This window comes from Fodinicola feengrottensis (assembly GCF_039530045.1).
GTDB classification, from domain to species: Bacteria; Actinomycetota; Actinomycetes; order Mycobacteriales; family HKI-0501; genus Fodinicola; species Fodinicola feengrottensis.
In genome coordinates this window covers 320,299-338,442 of the sequence record NZ_BAAANY010000009.1, presented here as the reverse complement: position 1 = coordinate 338,442, position 18,144 = coordinate 320,299, and the positions used below count along the sequence as shown (strand labels likewise).

The following is an 18,144-nucleotide window of genomic DNA, read 5'->3' as shown; positions in this document are numbered from 1 at the left end:
CGCCGTTTCGTTGTCTTTCCTAGAGAGATTTGACGCTCGCCACGACCTTGCTCAGGGATTCCTTGGCATCGCCGAAAAGCAGCATCGTCTTGGGCTCGTACAGGAGCTCGTTCTCGATGCCGGCGAATCCCGGCCGCATCGACCGCTTAAGGAAGACGACCTGCTGCGCGTCGTCGACCTCCATGATCGGCATCCCGTAGATCGGTGCCCCCGGTGTGGTTTTGGCCGCAGGGTTGACCACGTCGTTCGCGCCGACCACCAGCGCGACATCGGCGGTCTTGAACTCCGGGTTCACCTCGTCCATTTCCTTCAGCACCTCGTACGGCACATTCGCCTCAGCCAGCAACACGTTCATGTGCCCGGGCATCCGGCCGGCGACCGGGTGAATGCCGTAGAGCACCTCGATGTCCCGGGCCTCAAGCAAATCAGCCAGCTCCCGGATGGTGTGCTGCGCCTGCGCCACCGCGAGGCCGTAGCCGGGCACGATGATCACCTTGCGGGCGTAGCCGAGCAGGATCGCCACGTCCTCCGGGCTGCCGGACCGCACCGGGCGATCGCCGCCCGAGCCGGCCGCCACCATGGTGGACGGTTTGAACGCGCCGAACAGGATGCTGGTGATGCTGCGGCCCATCGCGGCCGCCATCAGTCGGGTCAGGATGGTGCCGCTCGCGCCGACCAGCGTGCCGGCCACCAGCAGCAGGGTGTTGGACAGCACGTACCCGCTGGCCGCCACCGTGAGGCCGGTGAAGGCGTTCAGCAGTGAGATGACGATCGGCACGTCCGCGCCGCCGACCGGCAGTACGAACAGGATGCCGACCGCCAGTGAGACCAGCGCGAGAACACCCAGCAGCAGGCCGTTCGAGCCGCCGTTGGCGCCGACCACGACCGCGGACACCGCGAGCGCGACAGCCGCCACCAGCGAGGCACCGAAGACGTACTGGCCGCCCGGGAAAGTGACCGGCCGGGTGGTCATCAGTTCCTGGAGTTTCGCGTACGTGACAACGGAACCGGAGAACGAGACGGTGCCGACCAGGACGGTGAAGGCACCGGCCGCGGCGGCGATGGCGGCGATCGCGCCGCTGCCGTGCGCGCTGTCGGTCAGCTCGAGGCCGGCGACCAAGGCCGCCGCGCCGCCGCCGACGCCGTTGAACAACGCGACCAGCTGCGGCATCGCGGTCATCGCCACCCGGCGGGCGGTCGGTACGGCGACCAGCGTGCCGACCGCGATCGCCAGCACGATCCACGGAACGTTGCTGAGATTGGCCGAAAAGAACGCCACCAGGACGGCGACGACCGCGCCGGCGGCGCCGATCAGGTTGCCGCGCCGGGCCGTACCAGGGGCCGAAAGGCCTTTCAGGGCAATGATGAAGCAGATCGCCGCGACCAGGTAGATCAATGCGGTCGCGGCCGGCGAGAGCAGGTTCACGAGTCCTCCCGCTTCTTCGCCGGAGCCGTTTTGGGTGCTCTGCCCTTGAACATCTCCAACATCCGGTCGGTGACCACGAAACCGCCGACCATGTTGACAGTGGCCAGGATGACCGCGAGCAACCCGAGGATCAGCGTGAAGACGTTGGTCGTACGCCCGGTGACCACGATGGCGCCGACCAGGATCACGCCGTGAATGGCGTTCGCGCCGCTCATCAGCGGGGTATGCAGGGTGGTGGACACCTTAGAGACCACTTCGAAGCCGATCACCACGGCCAGTACGAAGAAGGTCAGCAGAGTGATGCCGTCCATCAGCTGTCGGCTCCTTCTATCTGTTGCCGGGTCGGCTCGTGTTTGATGGCGCCGTCGTGCGTGAGGCATGCGCCGGCGACCACCTCGTCGTCCAGGTTGATGTCCAGCTTTTCCTCCTTGACCAGGAGTTTGAGCAGTTCGGTGACGTTCTTGCCGTAGAGCCGACTGGCGTCCACCGGCATGGTCGAGCTCGCGTCCGCCATCCCGACCAGCTGCACGCCGTTCACGTCCAGCACCGCACCGGGCACCGAACCCTCGACGTTGCCGCCGGACTCGGCCGCCAGGTCCACGACCACCGACCCCGGCGCCATGCCCTCGAGCATCTGCCGGGTCACCAGCTGCGGCGCCGGCCGGCCCGGCACCGCGGCGGTGGTGATCAGCACGTCCGACTTGGTGATGTAGGGGGTGAGCAGCTCCTGCTGTTTCTTGGCGCGGTCCTCGGTCATTTCCCGGGCGTACCCGCCGGTGCCCTCGATCGCTTCCAGTTCCAGCTTGATAAAAGTGGCGCCCATCGATTTGACCTCGTCCGCCGAAGCGGGCCGGACGTCGTACGCCTCGACCACCGCGCCGAGGCGTTTGGCCGTCGCGATCGCCTGCAGGCCGGCCACTCCGGCGCCGAGTATGAGCGCCTTGGCAGGCGGGATCGTGCCAGCGGCGGTCATGAACAGCGGGAAGAACCGCGGCAGCCGCATGGCCGCCTCGAGCACGCACCGATAGCCCGCGACCAGCGCCTGCGAGGTCAGCGCGTCCATCGACTGCGCCCGCGAGATCCGTGGCACCAGCTCCATGGCGAACGATGTCACGCCGGCGTCCCGGAGCGCTCGTACGCCGTCCGGCTCGGCCGACGGGGTGGCGAAACCGATCGTCACGATGCCCTGGCGCAGGCCCGCGATGTCGTCCGGCTCCAGGGGTCTGACGTGCAACAGCACGTCCGCTTCGGCCAGCGCTGTGCGGTCCACGACCGAGGCACCGGCCTGGACGTACGCGTCGTCGCTGGCCAGTGCCGCTAGCCCGGCACCTGACTCGATGACTACGTCGAAACCAGCCTTGACCAGCGGTTCGATATGTAGTGGGAGCAGCGCGACCCGGCGTTCACCGGGCCGCCGTTCCTTCCGTACGGCGACTCTCATGACGGAACCGTAGAGGACGAGTCGCGCGATTGGGGGAGTTAATCGTCACAGTATTTGTGTCGCACACTCAGTTGACAGGGCCAGCCTGGGTGAACCTCGGATGCAGCCCGACCAGGATCCTCTGGATCAGCGCGCCACACTCTTCGCGCACCCGTGGGCGGTCCTCCGGCAGCGCCTCTACCAGCGCCAATGCTGATCCGCTGAGCAGCCCGAAAATCACCTGGGTGGCGCTGGGCAGCGGTACCGGATCAACCAGTTTGGCCTCGATCAGGAGCACGATGAACTGCTCGGTCAGCCCGTACGCGTACAACTGCTCACACTCGCGCCAGCGATGCCAGCCGAGTGCGACAGGGCCCTCCTGCATGACGATCCGGCCATAGACCGGGTCGCAGCAGAAGTCCAGGAAGGTGTCCAGACCGGCGAGCGAGGCCTCCCACGGGCCGGTCGCCTTCGCCGCCGCCTCACCGACCGCCACCTGCATGGCGATCTCCTGGTTTTCCAGAACAGCCTCGAAGAGCGCCTGTTTGCCGTTGAAGTGGTGGTAGACCGCACCGCGTGTCATCCGAGTGGCACGGGCCACGTCATCCAGTGAGGTGTGGACATAGCCGTTCTCACTGAACAGTTCGGTGGCCGAATCCAGCAGGGCTGCGCGAGTGGCGTCCGAGTACTCCGCGCGGCGGCTTTTCACGGTTGACATACGTCGAGTCTAAGACATACTCAGAGTACGTACCCAGTGTATGTGACCGACAGGGAGAAGGCGATGACCGGTTGGCAGCAGGTGCATCGGCGCACCGACCTGCTGAACCTGGTGCTGGACGAGATCACCGGCACCGGTTCCGCGCAGGTTCCGGCCGTACACATAGCAGCGATCGAAGCAGAGTTCGGCGGGTTCGACGAGTTCCTGCTGGCCGCCCATCAACGCTGGTCCACCGCGTACGCGGCCCGGCTGGACGGGCTGCTGGAGGAGGCGCCCGACGACATGGCGACCGGGTTGGCGCGGATCTGCGCCGAGCTCCGGGCGCTCCGGCCGGGTCTTCGTACGCTGCTGGACTACTACAGCGACAACCCAGCGCTCGCCGCCGCCGAGGACCGGCAGTGGCGTCAGTTGGTCGCCGCGACCGGGGTGACCACGATGCCGGCGATGCCCGTCATGCGGGAGGACGGCCGGCGTACCCACTGCCCCCTCGGCCAGTGGCTGATTGGGATGGCGGACCGGCGGATCCGGCGCGTTCTCCACGCATAATTCGCAAAGTCGCAACCAGGAGGCGTGCGATGACCCAGACCGACCAGCCGGTGATGTTCAACCCGTTCGAGCCGGGTTTCACCGATAATCCTTACCCACACCTGAAAACGCTGCGCGAACAGGTGCCCGTACACGAGCACCCGATGGGTTTCTGGCTGTTGCTCCGGCACGCCGACGTGACCGAGTTGCTGCGGGCGAAACTGTCCGTCGAAGAGCACAACGTCACGGTCGGGCAGATCCGTGAGCTGCGCGAGGCCGCGTACGGCGACGGGGCGCCGCGGTCCGACGGGCTGTCCATGCTGGACCGCGACCCGCCCGACCACGACCGGCTGCGCAAGTTGGTCACCAAGGCTTTCACCATGCGTACCATCGAAAAACTCGAGCCGCGGGTGGTCGAGCTGGTCGACCAGGCACTCGACCGGATGGCCGACGCCGGCCGGTTCAACCTGGTCCAGGAACTGGCCTTCCCGCTGCCGTTCCGGGTGATCACCGAGATGATGGGCATGCCGGAGACCGACGAGGTGCGGCTGCGCGAGCTGACCGGCACGCTCGTACGCTCGCTGGAGCCGGTGAACGACCCGGAGCTGCTCCAGCAGATCGCTGACGCGGACCGACAGATCACCGAGCTGACCATCGACGCGATCAACTGGAAGCGCCAGCATCCGGCCGACGACCTGCTCACCGCGCTGATCGCCGCCGAGGACGACGGCGACAAGCTGAGCGAGCAGGAACTCGTCAGCCAGGTCGTGCTGCTTTACGTGGCCGGCCACGAAACCACCGTCAACCTGATCGGCAACGGCACCCTCGCCCTGCTCAACCACCCTGATCAGCGCGCGCTCCTCGCGTCCCGCCCAGACCTGGATGGCAACGCCGTCGAAGAGCTGCTCCGCTTTGACTCGCCGGTGCAGATGTCCCGCCGCGTCACCCTCGAGCCGTACGAGGTGGACGGCAACGTCATCGCGCCCGGCACCGCCGTCCTTCTGAGCATCGCCAGCGCCAACCGCGACCCCGCTGTTTTTGGTCTGGATGCTGACAAAGTCTTGATCGAACGTGCCAACGCACGACACCACACGTCGTTTGGTGGCGGTGTCCATCATTGTTTGGGTGCCGCGCTGGCACGGTTGGAGGGGCGTACGGCCCTGGGGCGTCTCGTACGACGGTTCCCTGACCTGCGGCTGGACGGCGATGTCGAGTGGAATGGGCGCATCAACCTCCGCGGCCCCGAGGTGCTTCCGGTGGCTGTCAGGTAGTTAGCGTGAAGGCACCGGCCTTGGTTAAAGCAGTGTGTGCTGCGGGGGCGAGGGCGCTGGTTAGAAGCGTTGTTTGCCGTGGAGGTGAGCGCCTTGGTTAAGGGCGTTTTCTGTGAGGGTGCGGCGTCTCTTCTACCAGCCCCAAGAAAAACCCCGCCCCGCCACCGGTCTTTGGTGGCGGGGCGGGGTTTTTCTTGGGGTTACTGCCCATGCCGCCCTGTGTTTCTGGCGCCTTCGGCGCGGGCGCTGTCGACTACGGCTACGAAAGTCCGCCTTCCAGGCCCCGCAAAGACCGCGGGGCCTTGAAGGCGGACGCTCCTGCCGGAGGGGCGACAACATCGGCCTGGCGGCCGATGGCGCCGGACGGGGCCTGGGTTCCGTCTAAGTTGACCAACTTGATGGTGAAGGTCGTGGTTTGCGCACGGGGTGGGTACGCGGGGCTGGGTCTCGTCGAAGTGGGCCAACTTTGGGTTAGAGGTGACGGTCCCGCGCGGGCGAGGGCGGCGGGGTGGGTCCGTTGGGCCGTGGGGCGCGGTTTTGTCGGGGGTGGTTTCTAGCGTTTGGGGCATGACGAAAGAACCGAACTCATCTTGTTCCTGCTATTTGTGCGCGCATCCGGAGATCGTGGATCCGACGGCCTGGGCGCGGGCTCAGATCGCCGCGGCGATCGCTGATTACGGCTGGCAGGTGGTCAGCGTGATCGGTGGGAAGAAGTCGCCTCCTTGGTCGTACACGGTCGGCTTGTGGCAGAGCTACCGGCTGCCGGAGCTGTTCGTCGGCGGTCTGGAAGCGGACGATGCCTGTCATTGGCTCAATCACATCGGCGGCCGCCGGCGGGACGGTGAAGTGATGCCGGTCCACACGCCGATCGAGGGCATCGTGCCGCCACCGCATCAGGTGGTGTTGCGGCCGGTGCACGACAACTGGCGGGTTGATCTGCTCGCGCAGCTTGAGCTGCATTACGGCAGTGAGGCGGTCCCGGTCGAGCAGGTGTTGTGGTCCGATCACGACGGCCTGTTCCCGCCCGACCCGGGATTTGACCGGGTTTTCCGGAACAAGCAGCCGTTTCTGTGGTTGCCCAAGGACTCGCATCCGATGAACGCCTGGCGCAAGGGTGACCTGTCGATCCGGCGATGACGAATGGGCGGCGACTGGCGGGACAAATGTAACCGCCGGTCACCGTCGTTGCGCATGTGTGCGAAAGCGCTGGGTCGGCCATAGTTCAGGTGTCCGATTAGTCACTTTGAAGGCAGGCGCTCGTGCGCACAGTCGGTCACCTGCCCGCTGTGAATGGAGGCGCGTTGTGAGCGTTGTCCGCCGGTTGGTTCCGGTGCTGGTGTTGTTCCTTCTGGCGCCGTTCGTCGCCGAGTATGTGCTGGGCAATATCCCCCCGTCTCGGCTGTTCCTGCTGCCGATGATGGCCCTGCTGTACGGCACCGGCGCGGTGCTGATCCGTGAGGTGACCCGGCGCACCGGTCGCGGCTGGCCGACGATCGTGCTGCTCGGACTGGCGTATGCGGTGATCGAAGAGGGCATTGCCACCCAGTCGCTGTTCAACCCGAACTATGTCGGCCTGCATCTGCTGGCGTACGGATTCGTGCCGGCGCTGGGCATCGCGGGTCCCTGGACGGCGTACATGCTGGGCCTGCACACCGCCTGGAGCATCTCGGTTCCGCTGCTGCTGACCGAGACGATGTTCCGCCACCGCGGTTCGCAGCCATGGCTCGGCCGGGTCGGTCTGGTGGTGATTGGCGTGCTGTTCGTGCTCGGGGTGTCGCTGACAGCGGTGTTCTCGATCAAGCTGTCCGCGGACCATTTCCTCGCCTCTCCCGCGCAGCTGGTCGCGGCGGGGTCGGTCGCCGCGGTGCTGGTCGTGCTGGCCTTCATGCTGTTCCGGCCGACCGCTGCTCGGACGACCCAGCCGGACGCCGCCCGAACCGCGCCGAGTCCCTGGCTGGTCGGAGTGACCACCTTCGTGGCCGGTTCTATTTTCCACGCGCTGATCAGGTTCGGCGGTCAGTATGGTGTGCCGGCGGCGATCGAGGTGCTGCTGAATGTAGTGCTGGCGGTCGCGCTGGTGGCGCTGATCCTCTGGTGGTCGCGGGCCGCCGGGTGGTCGCAGGTGCACAAGTTCGCGGCCGCCGCCGGTGGAGTGTTGGTCTATGGCTGGGTGGGCTACCTGTTGATCAATCAGCAAGGCCTGGGCGAGACGCTCGGCTGGGCGGCACTGGTGGTGTTCATGGTCGCGTTGCTCGCCGGCATTGGCCTCGGGCTGCGTAAGGACGCCCGTCAGGCAGTGGCCGATCCGGTCGACAACGCGATCTTGTCGCAGCACTAACGAAATCGATGACGGCCGGCCGGGACAAATGTCATGGCTGGCCGTCGCCATTGGGCATGGGCGGGAAAGCCGAAGGTCAGCGAAAGTTCAGGAGTCCTATTCATCACGTCGAGGGCAGGCATTCGTGCGTACGTTAAGCCGGGTAGCTCCAGCATTGCTGTTGCTTGTTCTTTCCCCTTTGGTGGCGGAGTTCCTGCTGGGTGACTTCCCCATCACCAAGGTGGCCTTCCTGCTGTTCGTCCTGCCCATGTACGGCTGCGGCGCGATCCTGATCCGGGAGATCGTCCGGCGGACCGGCCGCGGCTGGCCAACAATGCTGGTCCTCGCGCTCGCGTATGCCGTGCTGGAGGAGGGCATCACCACGATGTCGCTCTTCAACCCGAACTACGCCGGCGACCATCTCCTCGCGTACGGGCTGATTCCGGCGGTGGGAATGTCCCCGGTGTGGACGATCTACGTGCTCAGCCTGCACGTGGTGTGGAGCATCGGAACGCCGATCGCGATGGTCGAGGCGGTCGCCGGCACTCGACGGACGACCCCGTGGCTGGGGAAGATCGGGTTCTCGGTGGTGGCCGCGTTCTTCGTGGTCGGCGTGGCCGTGACGACGGCGTCCTCGCTCTACCAGTATCCGTTCGTCGCCTCGCTGCCGCAGCTCGCCGGTGTGGTGGTCGTGTTGGTCGCGCTGATCCTGCTGGCGATCTTCCTGCCGCGGCTGGCCGGCCCGCGCACGGTGCTGGCCGGGTCCGCGCCGAGCCCGTGGCTGGTCGGGGTCGTGGGAACTCTCGCCGCACTGGCCTTCCAGCTGGTCGAGCGGTATGCACAGGCTCTCCTGCCCGCCTGGGGCCTGACGCTGGTGTTCGTGGTTCTGTGGGTCGGATTCCTCGTCCTGGTCGCCTTCTGGTCGGCCAAACCCGGCTGGAACGGCCGGCATGTGCTGGCGCTTGCCACTGGCGCGATCCTGAACTACGCGTGGATCGGGGTGGAGCGAGTGGCCACCGGCGACGTGATCGGGCCGCTGAAGGTCACCCCGGCGGACGTGGTTGGCCAGGTCCTCCTGGTGGTCGCGATGGTGGCCCTGATCGGGTGGGGCGTTTTCCAGCTGCGTAAGGCCGGCGACACCGCCCTGCCTGCTGCCGCGCTAAACCCTGTCACGCACTGATCGCGTAAGGCTTAGAACTGCACTCCACGGGTGAGGGCTCCATCGACGACCAGGTTGGTGCCGGTGATGAAGCTGGCGGCCGGGCTGGCCAGGAACACCACCGCTCGCGCGATCTCGTCTGGTCCGGCCATCCGGCCGGTCGGGTTGAGTGCGAGCGCCTGCGCGTACAGCTGCGGGTTGGTGGCCTCGATGTGCTGCCACACCCCGCCGTCGAAGTAGGTGTTGCCAGGAGAAACGCTGTTCGCGCGGATGTTTTTCCCAGCCAGCTGGAAAGCCAGCCCCTGGGTGTAGTGAATGATCGCGGCCTTGGCCGCACCGTACGAACCGGCCGCGAAGTCCACCTCGCGGCCGGACACGCTGGCGATGGTCACGATCGAGCCGGCCGTGCTCTTCTCCAGCTCCGGCATGGCCGCCGCGATCAGGCCAACGGTGCCAAGAACGTCGGTCTGAAACGTCTTCTGCCAGCTGTCCACGTCGTCGCCGATGGCCAGCGCGCTGACGTTGGAGACCACGATGTCGATGCCGCCGAGCTCGCCGGCGGCTTGCGTGACCCACGTTCGCAACGCTGCGGCGTCGCAGACATCGACGGCCGTCCCGGTCGCCGTCGCGCCGTCGGCACACAGCCGCGTGGTCGCGGCTTGGACATCTTTCTCCGTACGGGCGCAAAAAGCCACCGAGGCACCTTCGGCGGCGAGCAGCTCGACGATTGCCCTGCCGATGCCTTTGGTGCCGCCGGTGACGATCGCCCGCGTGCCGGTCAGCCGCAGATCCACGGTTCCCCCAAAGGAAGGGTCAGTCTGTCAGGTCGAGTGGACCGGGACGAAAGCCGCGCGGCCCGGTGGCGCGGATCTGAGCCGCCCGGTCGCGCAGGTGGTCATGCATCCCACCGTACGTCCGCACCGCCGGCAGCAGATGCTTCTCGACCTTGACCACCGAGCTGTAGTTGGTGTCCACGACGTTCGCGAGCGGCGCCAGGCTGATTTGGCTGACCAGTTGGTACGCGTCCATCGGCGCCAGGCCGTAGAGCTCGCTGATCCAGTTGACCATCTCGAACTGCGCGATCCGCCAGGCGTCCTCCAGCGGACGGGCCGAGCCGATCACCATCAGCGCGTCGTCAGTCTCGATCCGCGGCCACGCGGGCGCCGCGCCGGTCTTGAGCAGATCCACGATCACTGTGCTGTTCATGGCGCCCTCGACGGCGGTGCCGCAGGCTTCGCCCTCGCCCTGCCGGTAATGCCCGTCACCGATGGAAAACAGCGCGCCTGGCGTGTTCACCGCGAAATAGCAGGTAGCGCCCGGCCGGATCTCCGGCGAATCCATGTTGCCGCCGTACGAGCCGGGGACCAGCGACGTACGCACCTCCCGGGACGGCGGCGCGACCCCGATGGTGCCGAGCATCGGCGCCAGCGGCAGATCCACTTGGAAATCCCCGAAAACGGCGTCGAACCGGACCATCCGTCGCTCGGCGTCGACCTGATAGATCCAGGTCGCTTCGGGCAGCGGGTCCTGCAGGGTGGGGCTCAGTGGGGTGCTGGTCAGTCCGCCGAACAGCGGGATCGCGCTGGAGGCTCCCCAGTCCCGGGCCGGTTCCAGATCGACGACGTGCACCGCGAGCGTGTCACCGGGTTCCGCGCCAGTGATGAAGAACGGTCCTGTCTGCGGGTTGACCTCGGCCATGTTCAGCATCTCGCTGGGCTTGTCCTCGGTCGACTGCAGCTTGCCGTTGAAGGCGTCCTCGCTCCAGAGCCGCAGCACGCTGCCCGGCGGCACCTCCAGCACCGGCGCGGCGCCGCCGAAGGTGTACGCGTACTGGTCGGCGCTCGGGGTGAACTCGATGACGTCCCCGTCGATGTGGCTGCTGGCTCGGCCGACTCGCATGGGTGACAGTGTCCCTCCGGGATGGCCCTGGGTGCGGGGCGAAACGACACGTTTGGCGACGGTTTGTTCCGGTGTCGTCACCGACTGCCTAGACTGTGCCAGACCGAACCGTCGGTTCGCATCCTTCTACAGGTCACTGATGATCCGACACTTGTGTGTGGTCAGACCTCTTTTCACTTTTCCGTAGAGTGCGACCTGCGTAAACACTCTGGAATCGGAAAAGAACCAGGAGTAACTGGAAAAGCTGTCGTTTTCGATCTTTTCCCATTTGTTATCCGCGATGAACGTGCAAATGCGCGTGCACGGTTCAACAGCTGCTGGAGCTGGCCAGCGGAGAGTAGCGCTAGCCGTCGATGTAGTGCTTGAAGGCGCCGCTCAACAGCGCCACAATCGCGAACAGGCCGCCGAGGATCAGGCGTCCGGTCAGCGCGAGCCCTACTGCCGCGCAACCGAAGATGACGGCCTCCACCGTGATTCGGCCGGCCAGCGACAGCGGCATGGTCGCCTTGGGCGAGCAGAACATCGCCCAGGCGACCGCCGCCGCCACCGGCAGCAGCGCCGCGAAGACCAGGCTGCCGATCAGTCCAGGGCCGAACTGGAAACCCACCAGCCCAAGCGACACCAGCGCGCAGATTTCCAGCACCGCGCGCACCGGCGGGTTGATTTTTTCCAGTACCTCGGTCACCTGCCCAAGGTTACTTGTTCTTCTCGTCGCGCCAGGCGACCCAGTCGCGCAGCGGGCTGAGGTCGTACCTCGGGCCGCCAACGCCGACGGTGAACAGTCGGGTGCCGAGTGCATGCAGCTTCTCGCCGAGGTCGCCCGGTTCGCCGAGGGTCATACCCGCGTTCACCGCGGCGGAGCGCTCGATCTCGGCCGGGTCGCGGCCGGCATCGGCGCAGTGCTGGTCGAGGATCTGGTGCTTGCGCTCGATGACCTCCGGATCACCGAAGCCGTGCCAGATGTCCGCGTGTTTGGCGACCAGCTTCAGCGTCTTCTTCTCGCCGCCGCCGCCGATCAACACCGGGATCTTGCGGGTCGGCGCCGGGTTGAGTTTGCTCAGCCGGCTCTCGATCCGCGGCAGCGACTCGGCCAGGTTGTCCAGGCGGCCGCCGGCGGTGCCGAAGTCGTAGCCGTACTCGTCGTAGTCCTTCTCGAACCAACCGGATCCGATGCCCAGGATCAGCCGGCCGTTGGAGATGTTGTCGACGGTACGGGCCATGTCCGCCAGTAGCTCCGGGTTGCGGTAGCTGTTGCACGTCACCAGCGCGCCGATCTCGACCTTGGTGGTGGCCTCGGCCCAGGCACCGAGCACGGTCCAGCACTCGAAGTGCTTGCCCTCTGGCTCGCCGTACAACGGATAGAAGTGGTCCCAGTTGAAGGCGATGTCGACACCGATTTCCTCGGCTTCGGCCACCGCACGGCGGATCTCCGCGTAGTCGGCGTGTTGCGGCTGCAGCTGGACACCGATACGCACTGGCTTGGTGTAGGTGTTGGTCACGGAAACCAACCCTATGCCTGTTGCCGGCAGGCGCAACGCTGTCTGGTGGGCCACTGACTGGCCACCACCTCCTTAACGTGCGTTAAGGTGACGGCGTTCGAGTCTTCGTACGAGAGGAGCGGCCGTGCCCGTCCTGCGCTCCCAGCTGGACCCGTCGTCGGAGGTCTTCCGGGACAACCGGACCGCGTTGCTGACGATGATTGGCGAGGTCGAGCGACAGCAGGCGCTCGCGGTGGCCGGTGGTGGCGAGAAGTACGTGCAGCGGCACCGTGACCGTGGCAAGTTGCTGGCTCGCGAGCGGATCGAGCTGCTGCTGGATCGTGACGCGCCGTTCCTGGAGCTGTCGACGCTGGCCGCGTGGGGGACCGAGTTCACCGTCGGCGCCAGCGTGATCACCGGCATCGGCGTCGTCTCCGGGGTGGAGTGCGTGATGATCGCGCACGATCCGACCGTGCGCGGCGGCACTATGAACCCGATCTCGGTACGCAAGATCCTGCGGGCGATGGAGATCTCCAGGCTCAACCGGCTGCCGCTGATCAACCTGGTCGAGTCCGGCGGCGCGGACCTGCCCAACCAGCGCGAGGTTTTCGTCCAGGCCGGCCGGATCTTCCACGACCTGACGGATCTTTCGGCGAAGCGCATTCCGACGATCGCGTTGGTTTTCGGCAACTCCACCGCGGGCGGTGCGTACGTGCCGGCGATGTGCGACTACGCCGTGCTGGTCGACAAACGCGCGAAGGTCTTCCTCGGCGGTCCGCCGCTGGTGAAGATGGCGACTGGTGAGGACGCCGACGACGAGGAGCTCGGCGGCGCCGACATGCATTCGCGGGTGTCGGGTCTTAGCGACTACTTCGCGATCGACGAATTCGACGCGATCCGGATAGGTCGGCAGATCGTCGCCGACCTCGGTTGGCGCAAACTTGGCCCCGCACCGGCGAAATCGTCGATTGAGCCGGTGTACGACCCGGAAGAGCTGCTCGGCCTGATCTCGCCGGACTTCCGCATTCCGTTCGATCCCCGCGAGGTCTTGGCACGGGTCGCGGACGGTTCGGTTTTTGATGAGTACAAGCCAACGTACGGCACCAGCCTGGTGACCGGCTGGGCGTCCGTGCACGGCTATCCGGTCGGCGTGCTGGCCAACGCGCGGGGTGTCCTTTTCAGTGAGGAAGCCAAGAAAGCGTCCGAGTTCATTCTGCTGGCGAACCACTACGACACACCGTTGATCTTCCTGCAGAACACCACCGGCTACATGGTCGGCAAGTCGTACGAGCAGGGCGGGATCATCAAGGACGGCGCCAAAATGATCAACGCGGTGGCCAACAGCGAGGTCCCGCACATCACCATCAACATCGGCGCGTCCTTTGGCGCCGGCAACTACGGGATGTCCGGGCGCGCGTACGACCCGCGGCTGATGTTCGCGTGGCCGCATTCGCGGCTCGCGGTGATGGGTGCGCAGCAGCTCGCCGGGGTGATGTCGATCGTCGCGAAGAACGCCGCCGAGTCGACTGGCCGGCCGTTTGACGCCGAGGCCGACGAAAAACGCCGGCAGGCGATCGAGGAGCAGATAGAGCGCGAGTCGCAGGCTATGGCGGTCACCGCGCAGCTGTACGACGACGGGATCATCGACCCGCGGGACACTCGTACGGTGCTGGGCATCGCCCTGTCGGCGGTGCATTCGGCTCCCGTGCGGGGCAGCCACAACTTCGGCGTCTTTCGGATGTAGGAGAACCAAAAACATGCCGCAAATCCACAAGTTGTTGGTCGCCAACCGGGGCGAGATCGCCGCGCGGGTGATGCGTACGGCATCCGCGCTCGGCATGGGTACGGTGGCGGTTTTCTCCGATCCGGACGCCGACGCGCCGTTTGTCGCGCAGGCCGACGAAGCCGTACGGCTGCCTGGCTCGAGTCCCCGGCAGACGTATCTCGACGCCGACAAGATCATCGCGGCGGCCGCCGCGACGGGCGCCGACGCCGTCCATCCCGGCTATGGTTTCCTTTCCGAAAACGCGGGCTTCGCGCGTAAATGCGTGCAGGCCGGGCTGATTTTCGTGGGCCCGCCGGCTACTGCCATCGACGCGATGGGTTCCAAGCTCACCGCCAAGAAGCTGATGGCCGACGCCGGCGTACCAGTGCTGCCGAGCTCCACAGTGGACAGTGACACGGATTTAGCAGCGGTGGCCACGAAGATCGGCTTCCCGGTGCTGGTCAAGGCCGCTTTTGGTGGCGGTGGCCGAGGAATGCGGATCGTCCGGGAGCCGGCCGAGGTGGTCGAAGCGGTGGAGCGGGCCACCAGCGAGGCGGCGTCCGCGTTCGGCGATGGCACGGTCTTCATCGAGCGTTATGTCGAGTCACCGCGACATATCGAGGTGCAGATCTTCGGTGATCAGCAGGGAAATGTGATCTCGCTGTTCGAGCGGGAATGCTCGATCCAGCGGCGCTACCAGAAAATCATCGAGGAGTCGCCGTCGCCGGTCGTCGACGACAAACTCCGGGCTCAGCTCGGCGAGGCGGCAGTCGCGGCCGGCAAGGCGATCGGCTATGTCGGCGCCGGCACGGTCGAGTTCGTGATGGACCAGGCCGGCGACTTCTTCTTCTTGGAGGTCAACACCCGGCTGCAGGTCGAGCACCCGGTCACCGAGCTGGTCACCGGCCTGGACCTGGTCGCGCTCCAGCTGCGGGTCGCCGAGGGCAGCCCACTGCCGGCGGAGGCCACCGGGGCGGGCATCACTGGCAGTGCGATCGAGGCCCGGCTTTACGCCGAGGACGTGCCGGCCGGCTTCTTGCCTTCTACCGGCACCTTGCACACCTTCGAGGTGCCGGAGGCCGCTGGCGTACGAGTGGACACCGGTGTCCGGTCCGGGTCGGTCGTGTCGGTGCATTACGACGCGATGCTCGCGAAGGTCATCGCGTACGGCCGGGATCGCACCGAAGCCGCCCGGCTGCTCGCGACCGCGCTGGCCGGTGCCCGGATCCATGGCGTCACGACGAACCGTGATCTGTTGGTAGCGATCTTGCGGGAGGACGAGTTTCTCGCTGGCCGCATCGACACCGGCTATCTGACCAGGCACGACCCGGCCGTGCTGAGCGAGCCCGTGGGTGGCCCGGAGGTGGTGCGTACGCACGCGATCGCGGCGGCACTCGCCGATGAGGCCGCCCGCCGCGGCGACCTGACAGTGCTGCCGACGGTGCCGTCCGGCTGGCGCAATGTGGTGACCCAGCCACAGCTGGTCACCTACCGGTCCGGCGAGACGGCGATCGAGGTCGGCTACCGGTTCGGCCGGGGCGGGCTGGTGGTGAGTGCGGACGGCCAGCCGGTCGTGGACGTACGAGTGCATGGCGCGACCGCCACCGCCGTCGATCTGGAGGTGGCCGGCGTCCGCAGGCGGTTCGCCGTCCGCCGGATCGCTGACGTGTCCTATGTGGACAGTGCGGTCGGCTCGACCGCACTGACCGAGGTGCCGCGGTTCGGCGATCCGGAGGCGGCCGAGCACACCGGCTCGCTGCGGGCGCCGATGCCTGGCTCGGTGTTGCGGGTGTTGGCGGAGGCCGGCAGCTCGGTCCGCAAGGGCCAGCCGCTCCTGGTGTTGGAGGCGATGAAGATGGAACACACCGTGGCCGCTCCCGCTGACGGCGTCCTCACCGAGGTCAGCGTCGCCGCCGGCGAGCAGGTCGACACCGGCCAGGTCCTCGCCGTCGTCGGCGACCCCGCCTAACCCACCCTGAGTAGTCGCGTCGATGCGGCAAAAATGCGGTTACTAAGAGTGGAGGTGGAGAATGGTCAGCAGTCAGGAGTTGGCAGATGATCTGGCGGCCGAGACGGCTGACCTAGTGGCGTTGCTGGAGCCGTTGCCGACGGGGGACTGGGAGCTGCCGACGCCGGCGCCGGGATGGGCCATCCGCGACCAGGTCAGCCACCTGGCGTTTTTCGACGACGCGGCCATGCGGGCGATCACCGACCCCGACGCCTTCCGCGCCGAGTTCGCGAAGATGCTGGCCGCCGGGACGATCGACCCGGACACCATCGCCGAACAGCTCCGCGACCGTACGGCCAAGCAGTTGCTCGAGTGGTTCGGCCGCTCCCGAGCCGCGTTGGTCCAGGAGTTGGCCGTCCGTGACCCGAAGGAACGGGCGCCCTGGTACGGCCCGGACATGAGCATCGCGTCGATGACGACCGCTCGGCTGATGGAAACCTGGGCGCACGGCCAGGATGTCGCGGACGCGGTGGGCGTTTCGCGGGTCCCGACCAAACGCCTCCGGCACGTCGCCCACCTGGGCGTACGCACGATGGGCTTCAGTTTTCTGCTACGGGATCGACCAGCACCGACCGAGCCGGTACGGGTAGAGCTGGAATGGTCGGATGGCCTGTGGGCCTGGGGCCCGGAGGATGCGGCGGACCGGGTGACGGGTCCGGCGCTGGACTTCTGCCTGCTCGTGACCCAGCGGCGGCACCTCGCCGACACGCGGATCTCAGTGCACGGGCCGGTCGCCACCGAATGGCTTTCGATTGCCCAGGCATTCGCCGGCGCACCTGGAAAGGGACGCCCGGCGGGACTGTTTCCGGCCTAGCCGCCATTACCGTACGTAATGACAGTGGAAATGCGTACTTGACGCTTTGACGATGACTTTGTCGGCAAATATCGCCTGCCGGGAAACCGTCGGAAGCTGTGGCGAAGATCGTGCTCCGCACCGGCGATGCGACAGAGTCCTTCCCATCGCCGGTGACGCCGAAAACTAAGTCAGGTTGGAAAGGAAGTTCGCCAGTCCGTTGCCGACATTGGCGAGTCCCTGACCAATCGCGCTGACCGCGTGCGACGCTGAATCCGGACGGGTAGCCACCCAGAAGATCAGCAGGATGATGATCCCGTAGGTCAGAACCTTCTTAAGCATCGTTTCGGACCTTCCCGGTCTTCGTGTCGATTAACGCACAGTAACCGATGGAGAAACCTAGTGTAACGGACTTCTCCTCGGCTGGAACAAGATCTTCTTCGCCATTATCTTTTCACGTACCGGTGCATGTGCATCAGGATACGAGTGTCCGGTTTGCCTGACCAGAGGTAAGGCTAAGGATGGCCATTCTGAGCCCATGTCGGGCCTTTACTCTTCCTCGGTGAGCACCTGGATCTCGATCGGTCCGACCGGCACCAGCGCGGTGGCCGGCATCCGGGCCACCGTGAAGCCGGGCAGCTCGACGACGGCTCCCTGCGGATAGCTCGGGGAGGGCCCCAGCGCGAGGACGTAGTGCTCACCGCCGGCGTGATAGACCCAGCCGGGCCGCATGTCGACTGGCAGCTGCGCCGGCATCCCCGCGGGACTTCCCGGCATCGGGGAGGACGGGCCGCCGGAGACCGGCTCGTACGAGCCTTGATACGCCGATGCGGGCTGCACCGCGGCCGCGTTGTACGCCCGTGCCCTGGCCAGCGCGCCGGCGCCTCGCCAGGACAGTGACTGGTTGCGGGCCTTATCCTCGGAGGATTCGGCGATCTTGCTGCTGATGAACAGCAACAGGATGATCAGCACGATCCCGGCCGGGATGGCCGCCAGCAGGGTGATCGCCAGGTTGGTCCGTTGGTGCAGGTAGAAGCCGAGTGCGCTGGCCGCGACGGCGCCCCCCAGGACCACCGCGATCGCGGACAGCAGGCCGACCAGAGCGTGCCGGCGGCGCTGTTTCTGGTCCGAATGGGCGGTGATCGAGCCGCGCAACACCCCCGTCGGGTAGGCGAGCGCGATACCGCCGACGGCGAAGATGATCGCCACCGCGGCCAGGATGAAGACCACTGGCGTCCTCCCGTACCGCTTGCTCGTCCCCCACCGCCATGTCTGGTCGACGATATCGAGTGACTACCCCTGGTGACTCGCCGCACCGCCGTGTTGTCCGCATGGCCCCCATACGTGCGGCGGACGCACGCATGG

At 66.5% G+C, this 18,144-nt stretch carries 18 protein-coding genes; 8 read left to right on the top strand and 10 right to left on the bottom strand.

Annotation, left to right across the window (positions count from 1 at the left end; translation table 11 throughout):
- Positions 1–19: 19 nt before the first annotated feature.
- The 4 genes from ABD301_RS14135 to ABD301_RS14120 all read right to left on the bottom strand — a co-directional run bounded on the left by ABD301_RS14135 (position 20) and on the right by ABD301_RS14120 (position 3,564).
- On the bottom strand, positions 20–1,426 hold the full coding sequence (locus tag ABD301_RS14135; protein WP_163568231.1) for an NAD(P)(+) transhydrogenase (Re/Si-specific) subunit beta: 1,407 nt from the start codon (positions 1,424–1,426) through the stop codon (positions 20–22).
- Complete coding sequence (locus tag ABD301_RS14130; RefSeq protein WP_344310542.1) at positions 1,423–1,737, bottom strand: NAD(P) transhydrogenase subunit alpha part 2; 315 nt, start codon at positions 1,735–1,737, stop codon at positions 1,423–1,425. Before ABD301_RS14130 ends, ABD301_RS14135 begins: the two co-directional genes overlap by 4 nt.
- On the bottom strand, positions 1,737–2,867 hold the full coding sequence (locus tag ABD301_RS14125; protein WP_163568233.1) for a Re/Si-specific NAD(P)(+) transhydrogenase subunit alpha: 1,131 nt from the start codon (positions 2,865–2,867) through the stop codon (positions 1,737–1,739). Before ABD301_RS14125 ends, ABD301_RS14130 begins: the two co-directional genes overlap by 1 nt.
- A 67-nt stretch (positions 2,868–2,934) precedes the next feature.
- The gene (locus ABD301_RS14120; RefSeq protein ID WP_344310539.1) at positions 2,935–3,564 is read right to left on the bottom strand and encodes a TetR/AcrR family transcriptional regulator; all 630 of its coding nucleotides are present in this window, start codon (positions 3,562–3,564) and stop codon (positions 2,935–2,937) included.
- Positions 3,565–3,606: 42 nt separating this feature from the next.
- Here ABD301_RS14120 and ABD301_RS14115 point away from each other — a divergent pair, with 42 nt between their 5' ends.
- The 5 genes from ABD301_RS14115 to ABD301_RS14095 all read left to right on the top strand — a co-directional run bounded on the left by ABD301_RS14115 (position 3,607) and on the right by ABD301_RS14095 (position 8,857).
- Positions 3,607–4,110, top strand: coding sequence for a hypothetical protein (locus tag ABD301_RS14115; RefSeq protein WP_163568234.1), 504 nt, complete (start codon positions 3,607–3,609; stop codon positions 4,108–4,110).
- A gap of 29 nt (positions 4,111–4,139) precedes the next feature.
- The gene (locus ABD301_RS14110; RefSeq protein ID WP_344310537.1) at positions 4,140–5,360 is read left to right on the top strand and encodes a cytochrome P450; all 1,221 of its coding nucleotides are present in this window, start codon (positions 4,140–4,142) and stop codon (positions 5,358–5,360) included.
- 567 nt (positions 5,361–5,927) lie between these two features.
- The gene (locus tag ABD301_RS14105) at positions 5,928–6,497 is read left to right on the top strand and encodes a DUF4262 domain-containing protein (RefSeq protein WP_344310535.1); all 570 of its coding nucleotides are present in this window, start codon (positions 5,928–5,930) and stop codon (positions 6,495–6,497) included.
- A gap of 166 nt (positions 6,498–6,663) precedes the next feature.
- Complete coding sequence (locus ABD301_RS14100) at positions 6,664–7,698, top strand: hypothetical protein (protein WP_344310533.1); 1,035 nt, start codon at positions 6,664–6,666, stop codon at positions 7,696–7,698.
- 124 nt (positions 7,699–7,822) lie between these two features.
- Complete coding sequence (locus ABD301_RS14095) at positions 7,823–8,857, top strand: hypothetical protein (RefSeq protein WP_344310531.1); 1,035 nt, start codon at positions 7,823–7,825, stop codon at positions 8,855–8,857.
- A gap of 11 nt (positions 8,858–8,868) precedes the next feature.
- Here ABD301_RS14095 and ABD301_RS14090 read toward each other — a convergent pair whose 3' ends face one another.
- The 4 genes from ABD301_RS14090 to ABD301_RS14075 form a co-directional block, all read right to left on the bottom strand.
- Positions 8,869–9,630: an SDR family NAD(P)-dependent oxidoreductase gene (locus ABD301_RS14090; RefSeq protein WP_344310529.1), complete on the bottom strand. Its 762-nt coding sequence runs from the start codon at positions 9,628–9,630 to the stop codon at positions 8,869–8,871.
- 19 nt (positions 9,631–9,649) lie between these two features.
- The gene (locus tag ABD301_RS14085) at positions 9,650–10,735 is read right to left on the bottom strand and encodes an acetamidase/formamidase family protein (RefSeq protein WP_344310527.1); all 1,086 of its coding nucleotides are present in this window, start codon (positions 10,733–10,735) and stop codon (positions 9,650–9,652) included.
- 343 nt (positions 10,736–11,078) lie between these two features.
- Positions 11,079–11,420 carry a YrdB family protein gene (locus ABD301_RS14080; protein WP_344310525.1) on the bottom strand — a complete coding sequence of 114 codons (342 nt, stop codon included), beginning with the start codon at positions 11,418–11,420 and terminating at the stop codon, positions 11,079–11,081.
- A 10-nt stretch (positions 11,421–11,430) separates the two neighbouring features.
- On the bottom strand, positions 11,431–12,234 hold the full coding sequence (locus tag ABD301_RS14075; RefSeq protein ID WP_344310523.1) for an LLM class F420-dependent oxidoreductase: 804 nt from the start codon (positions 12,232–12,234) through the stop codon (positions 11,431–11,433).
- Positions 12,235–12,358: 124 nt separating this feature from the next.
- Here ABD301_RS14075 and ABD301_RS14070 point away from each other — a divergent pair, with 124 nt between their 5' ends.
- The 3 genes from ABD301_RS14070 (at position 12,359) to ABD301_RS14060 (ending at position 16,800) form a co-directional block, all read left to right on the top strand.
- Complete coding sequence (locus tag ABD301_RS14070) at positions 12,359–13,957, top strand: acyl-CoA carboxylase subunit beta (RefSeq protein ID WP_344310521.1); 1,599 nt, start codon at positions 12,359–12,361, stop codon at positions 13,955–13,957.
- A gap of 13 nt (positions 13,958–13,970) precedes the next feature.
- Positions 13,971–15,947 (top strand): acetyl/propionyl/methylcrotonyl-CoA carboxylase subunit alpha, encoded by a 1,977-nt coding sequence (locus ABD301_RS14065; RefSeq protein WP_344310519.1) that lies wholly within the window; start codon positions 13,971–13,973, stop codon positions 15,945–15,947.
- 61 nt (positions 15,948–16,008) lie between these two features.
- Entirely contained in the window at positions 16,009–16,800 is a 792-nt protein-coding gene (locus ABD301_RS14060; protein ID WP_344310517.1) for a TIGR03084 family metal-binding protein, read from the top strand.
- 165 nt (positions 16,801–16,965) lie between these two features.
- On the opposite strand, the gene ABD301_RS14055 is transcribed toward ABD301_RS14060, so the two are convergent.
- Positions 16,966–17,121: a hypothetical protein gene (locus ABD301_RS14055; protein ID WP_344310515.1), complete on the bottom strand. Its 156-nt coding sequence runs from the start codon at positions 17,119–17,121 to the stop codon at positions 16,966–16,968.
- Between the two features lie 207 nt (positions 17,122–17,328).
- On the bottom strand, positions 17,329–18,009 hold the full coding sequence (locus tag ABD301_RS14050) for a hypothetical protein (RefSeq protein WP_163568242.1): 681 nt from the start codon (positions 18,007–18,009) through the stop codon (positions 17,329–17,331).
- Positions 18,010–18,144: the final 135 nt, after the last annotated feature.

Excerpts from the sequence above, each read along its gene's own strand:
- ABD301_RS14130 (WP_344310542.1), bottom strand. The coding sequence starts at position 1,737 with ATGGACGGCATCACTCTGCTGACCTTCTTCGTACTGGCCGTGGTGATC.
- ABD301_RS14125 (WP_163568233.1), bottom strand. The coding sequence starts at position 2,867 with ATGAGAGTCGCCGTACGGAAGGAACGGCGGCCCGGTGAACGCCGGGTC.
- ABD301_RS14120 (WP_344310539.1), bottom strand. The coding sequence starts at position 3,564 with ATGTCAACCGTGAAAAGCCGCCGCGCGGAGTACTCGGACGCCACTCGC.
- ABD301_RS14110 (WP_344310537.1), top strand. The coding sequence starts at position 4,140 with ATGACCCAGACCGACCAGCCGGTGATGTTCAACCCGTTCGAGCCGGGT.
- ABD301_RS14105 (WP_344310535.1), top strand. The coding sequence starts at position 5,928 with ATGACGAAAGAACCGAACTCATCTTGTTCCTGCTATTTGTGCGCGCAT.
- ABD301_RS14085 (WP_344310527.1), bottom strand. The coding sequence starts at position 10,735 with ATGCGAGTCGGCCGAGCCAGCAGCCACATCGACGGGGACGTCATCGAG.
- ABD301_RS14065 (WP_344310519.1), top strand. The coding sequence starts at position 13,971 with ATGCCGCAAATCCACAAGTTGTTGGTCGCCAACCGGGGCGAGATCGCC.
- ABD301_RS14060 (WP_344310517.1), top strand. The coding sequence starts at position 16,009 with ATGGTCAGCAGTCAGGAGTTGGCAGATGATCTGGCGGCCGAGACGGCT.
- ABD301_RS14055 (WP_344310515.1), bottom strand. The coding sequence starts at position 17,121 with ATGCTTAAGAAGGTTCTGACCTACGGGATCATCATCCTGCTGATCTTC.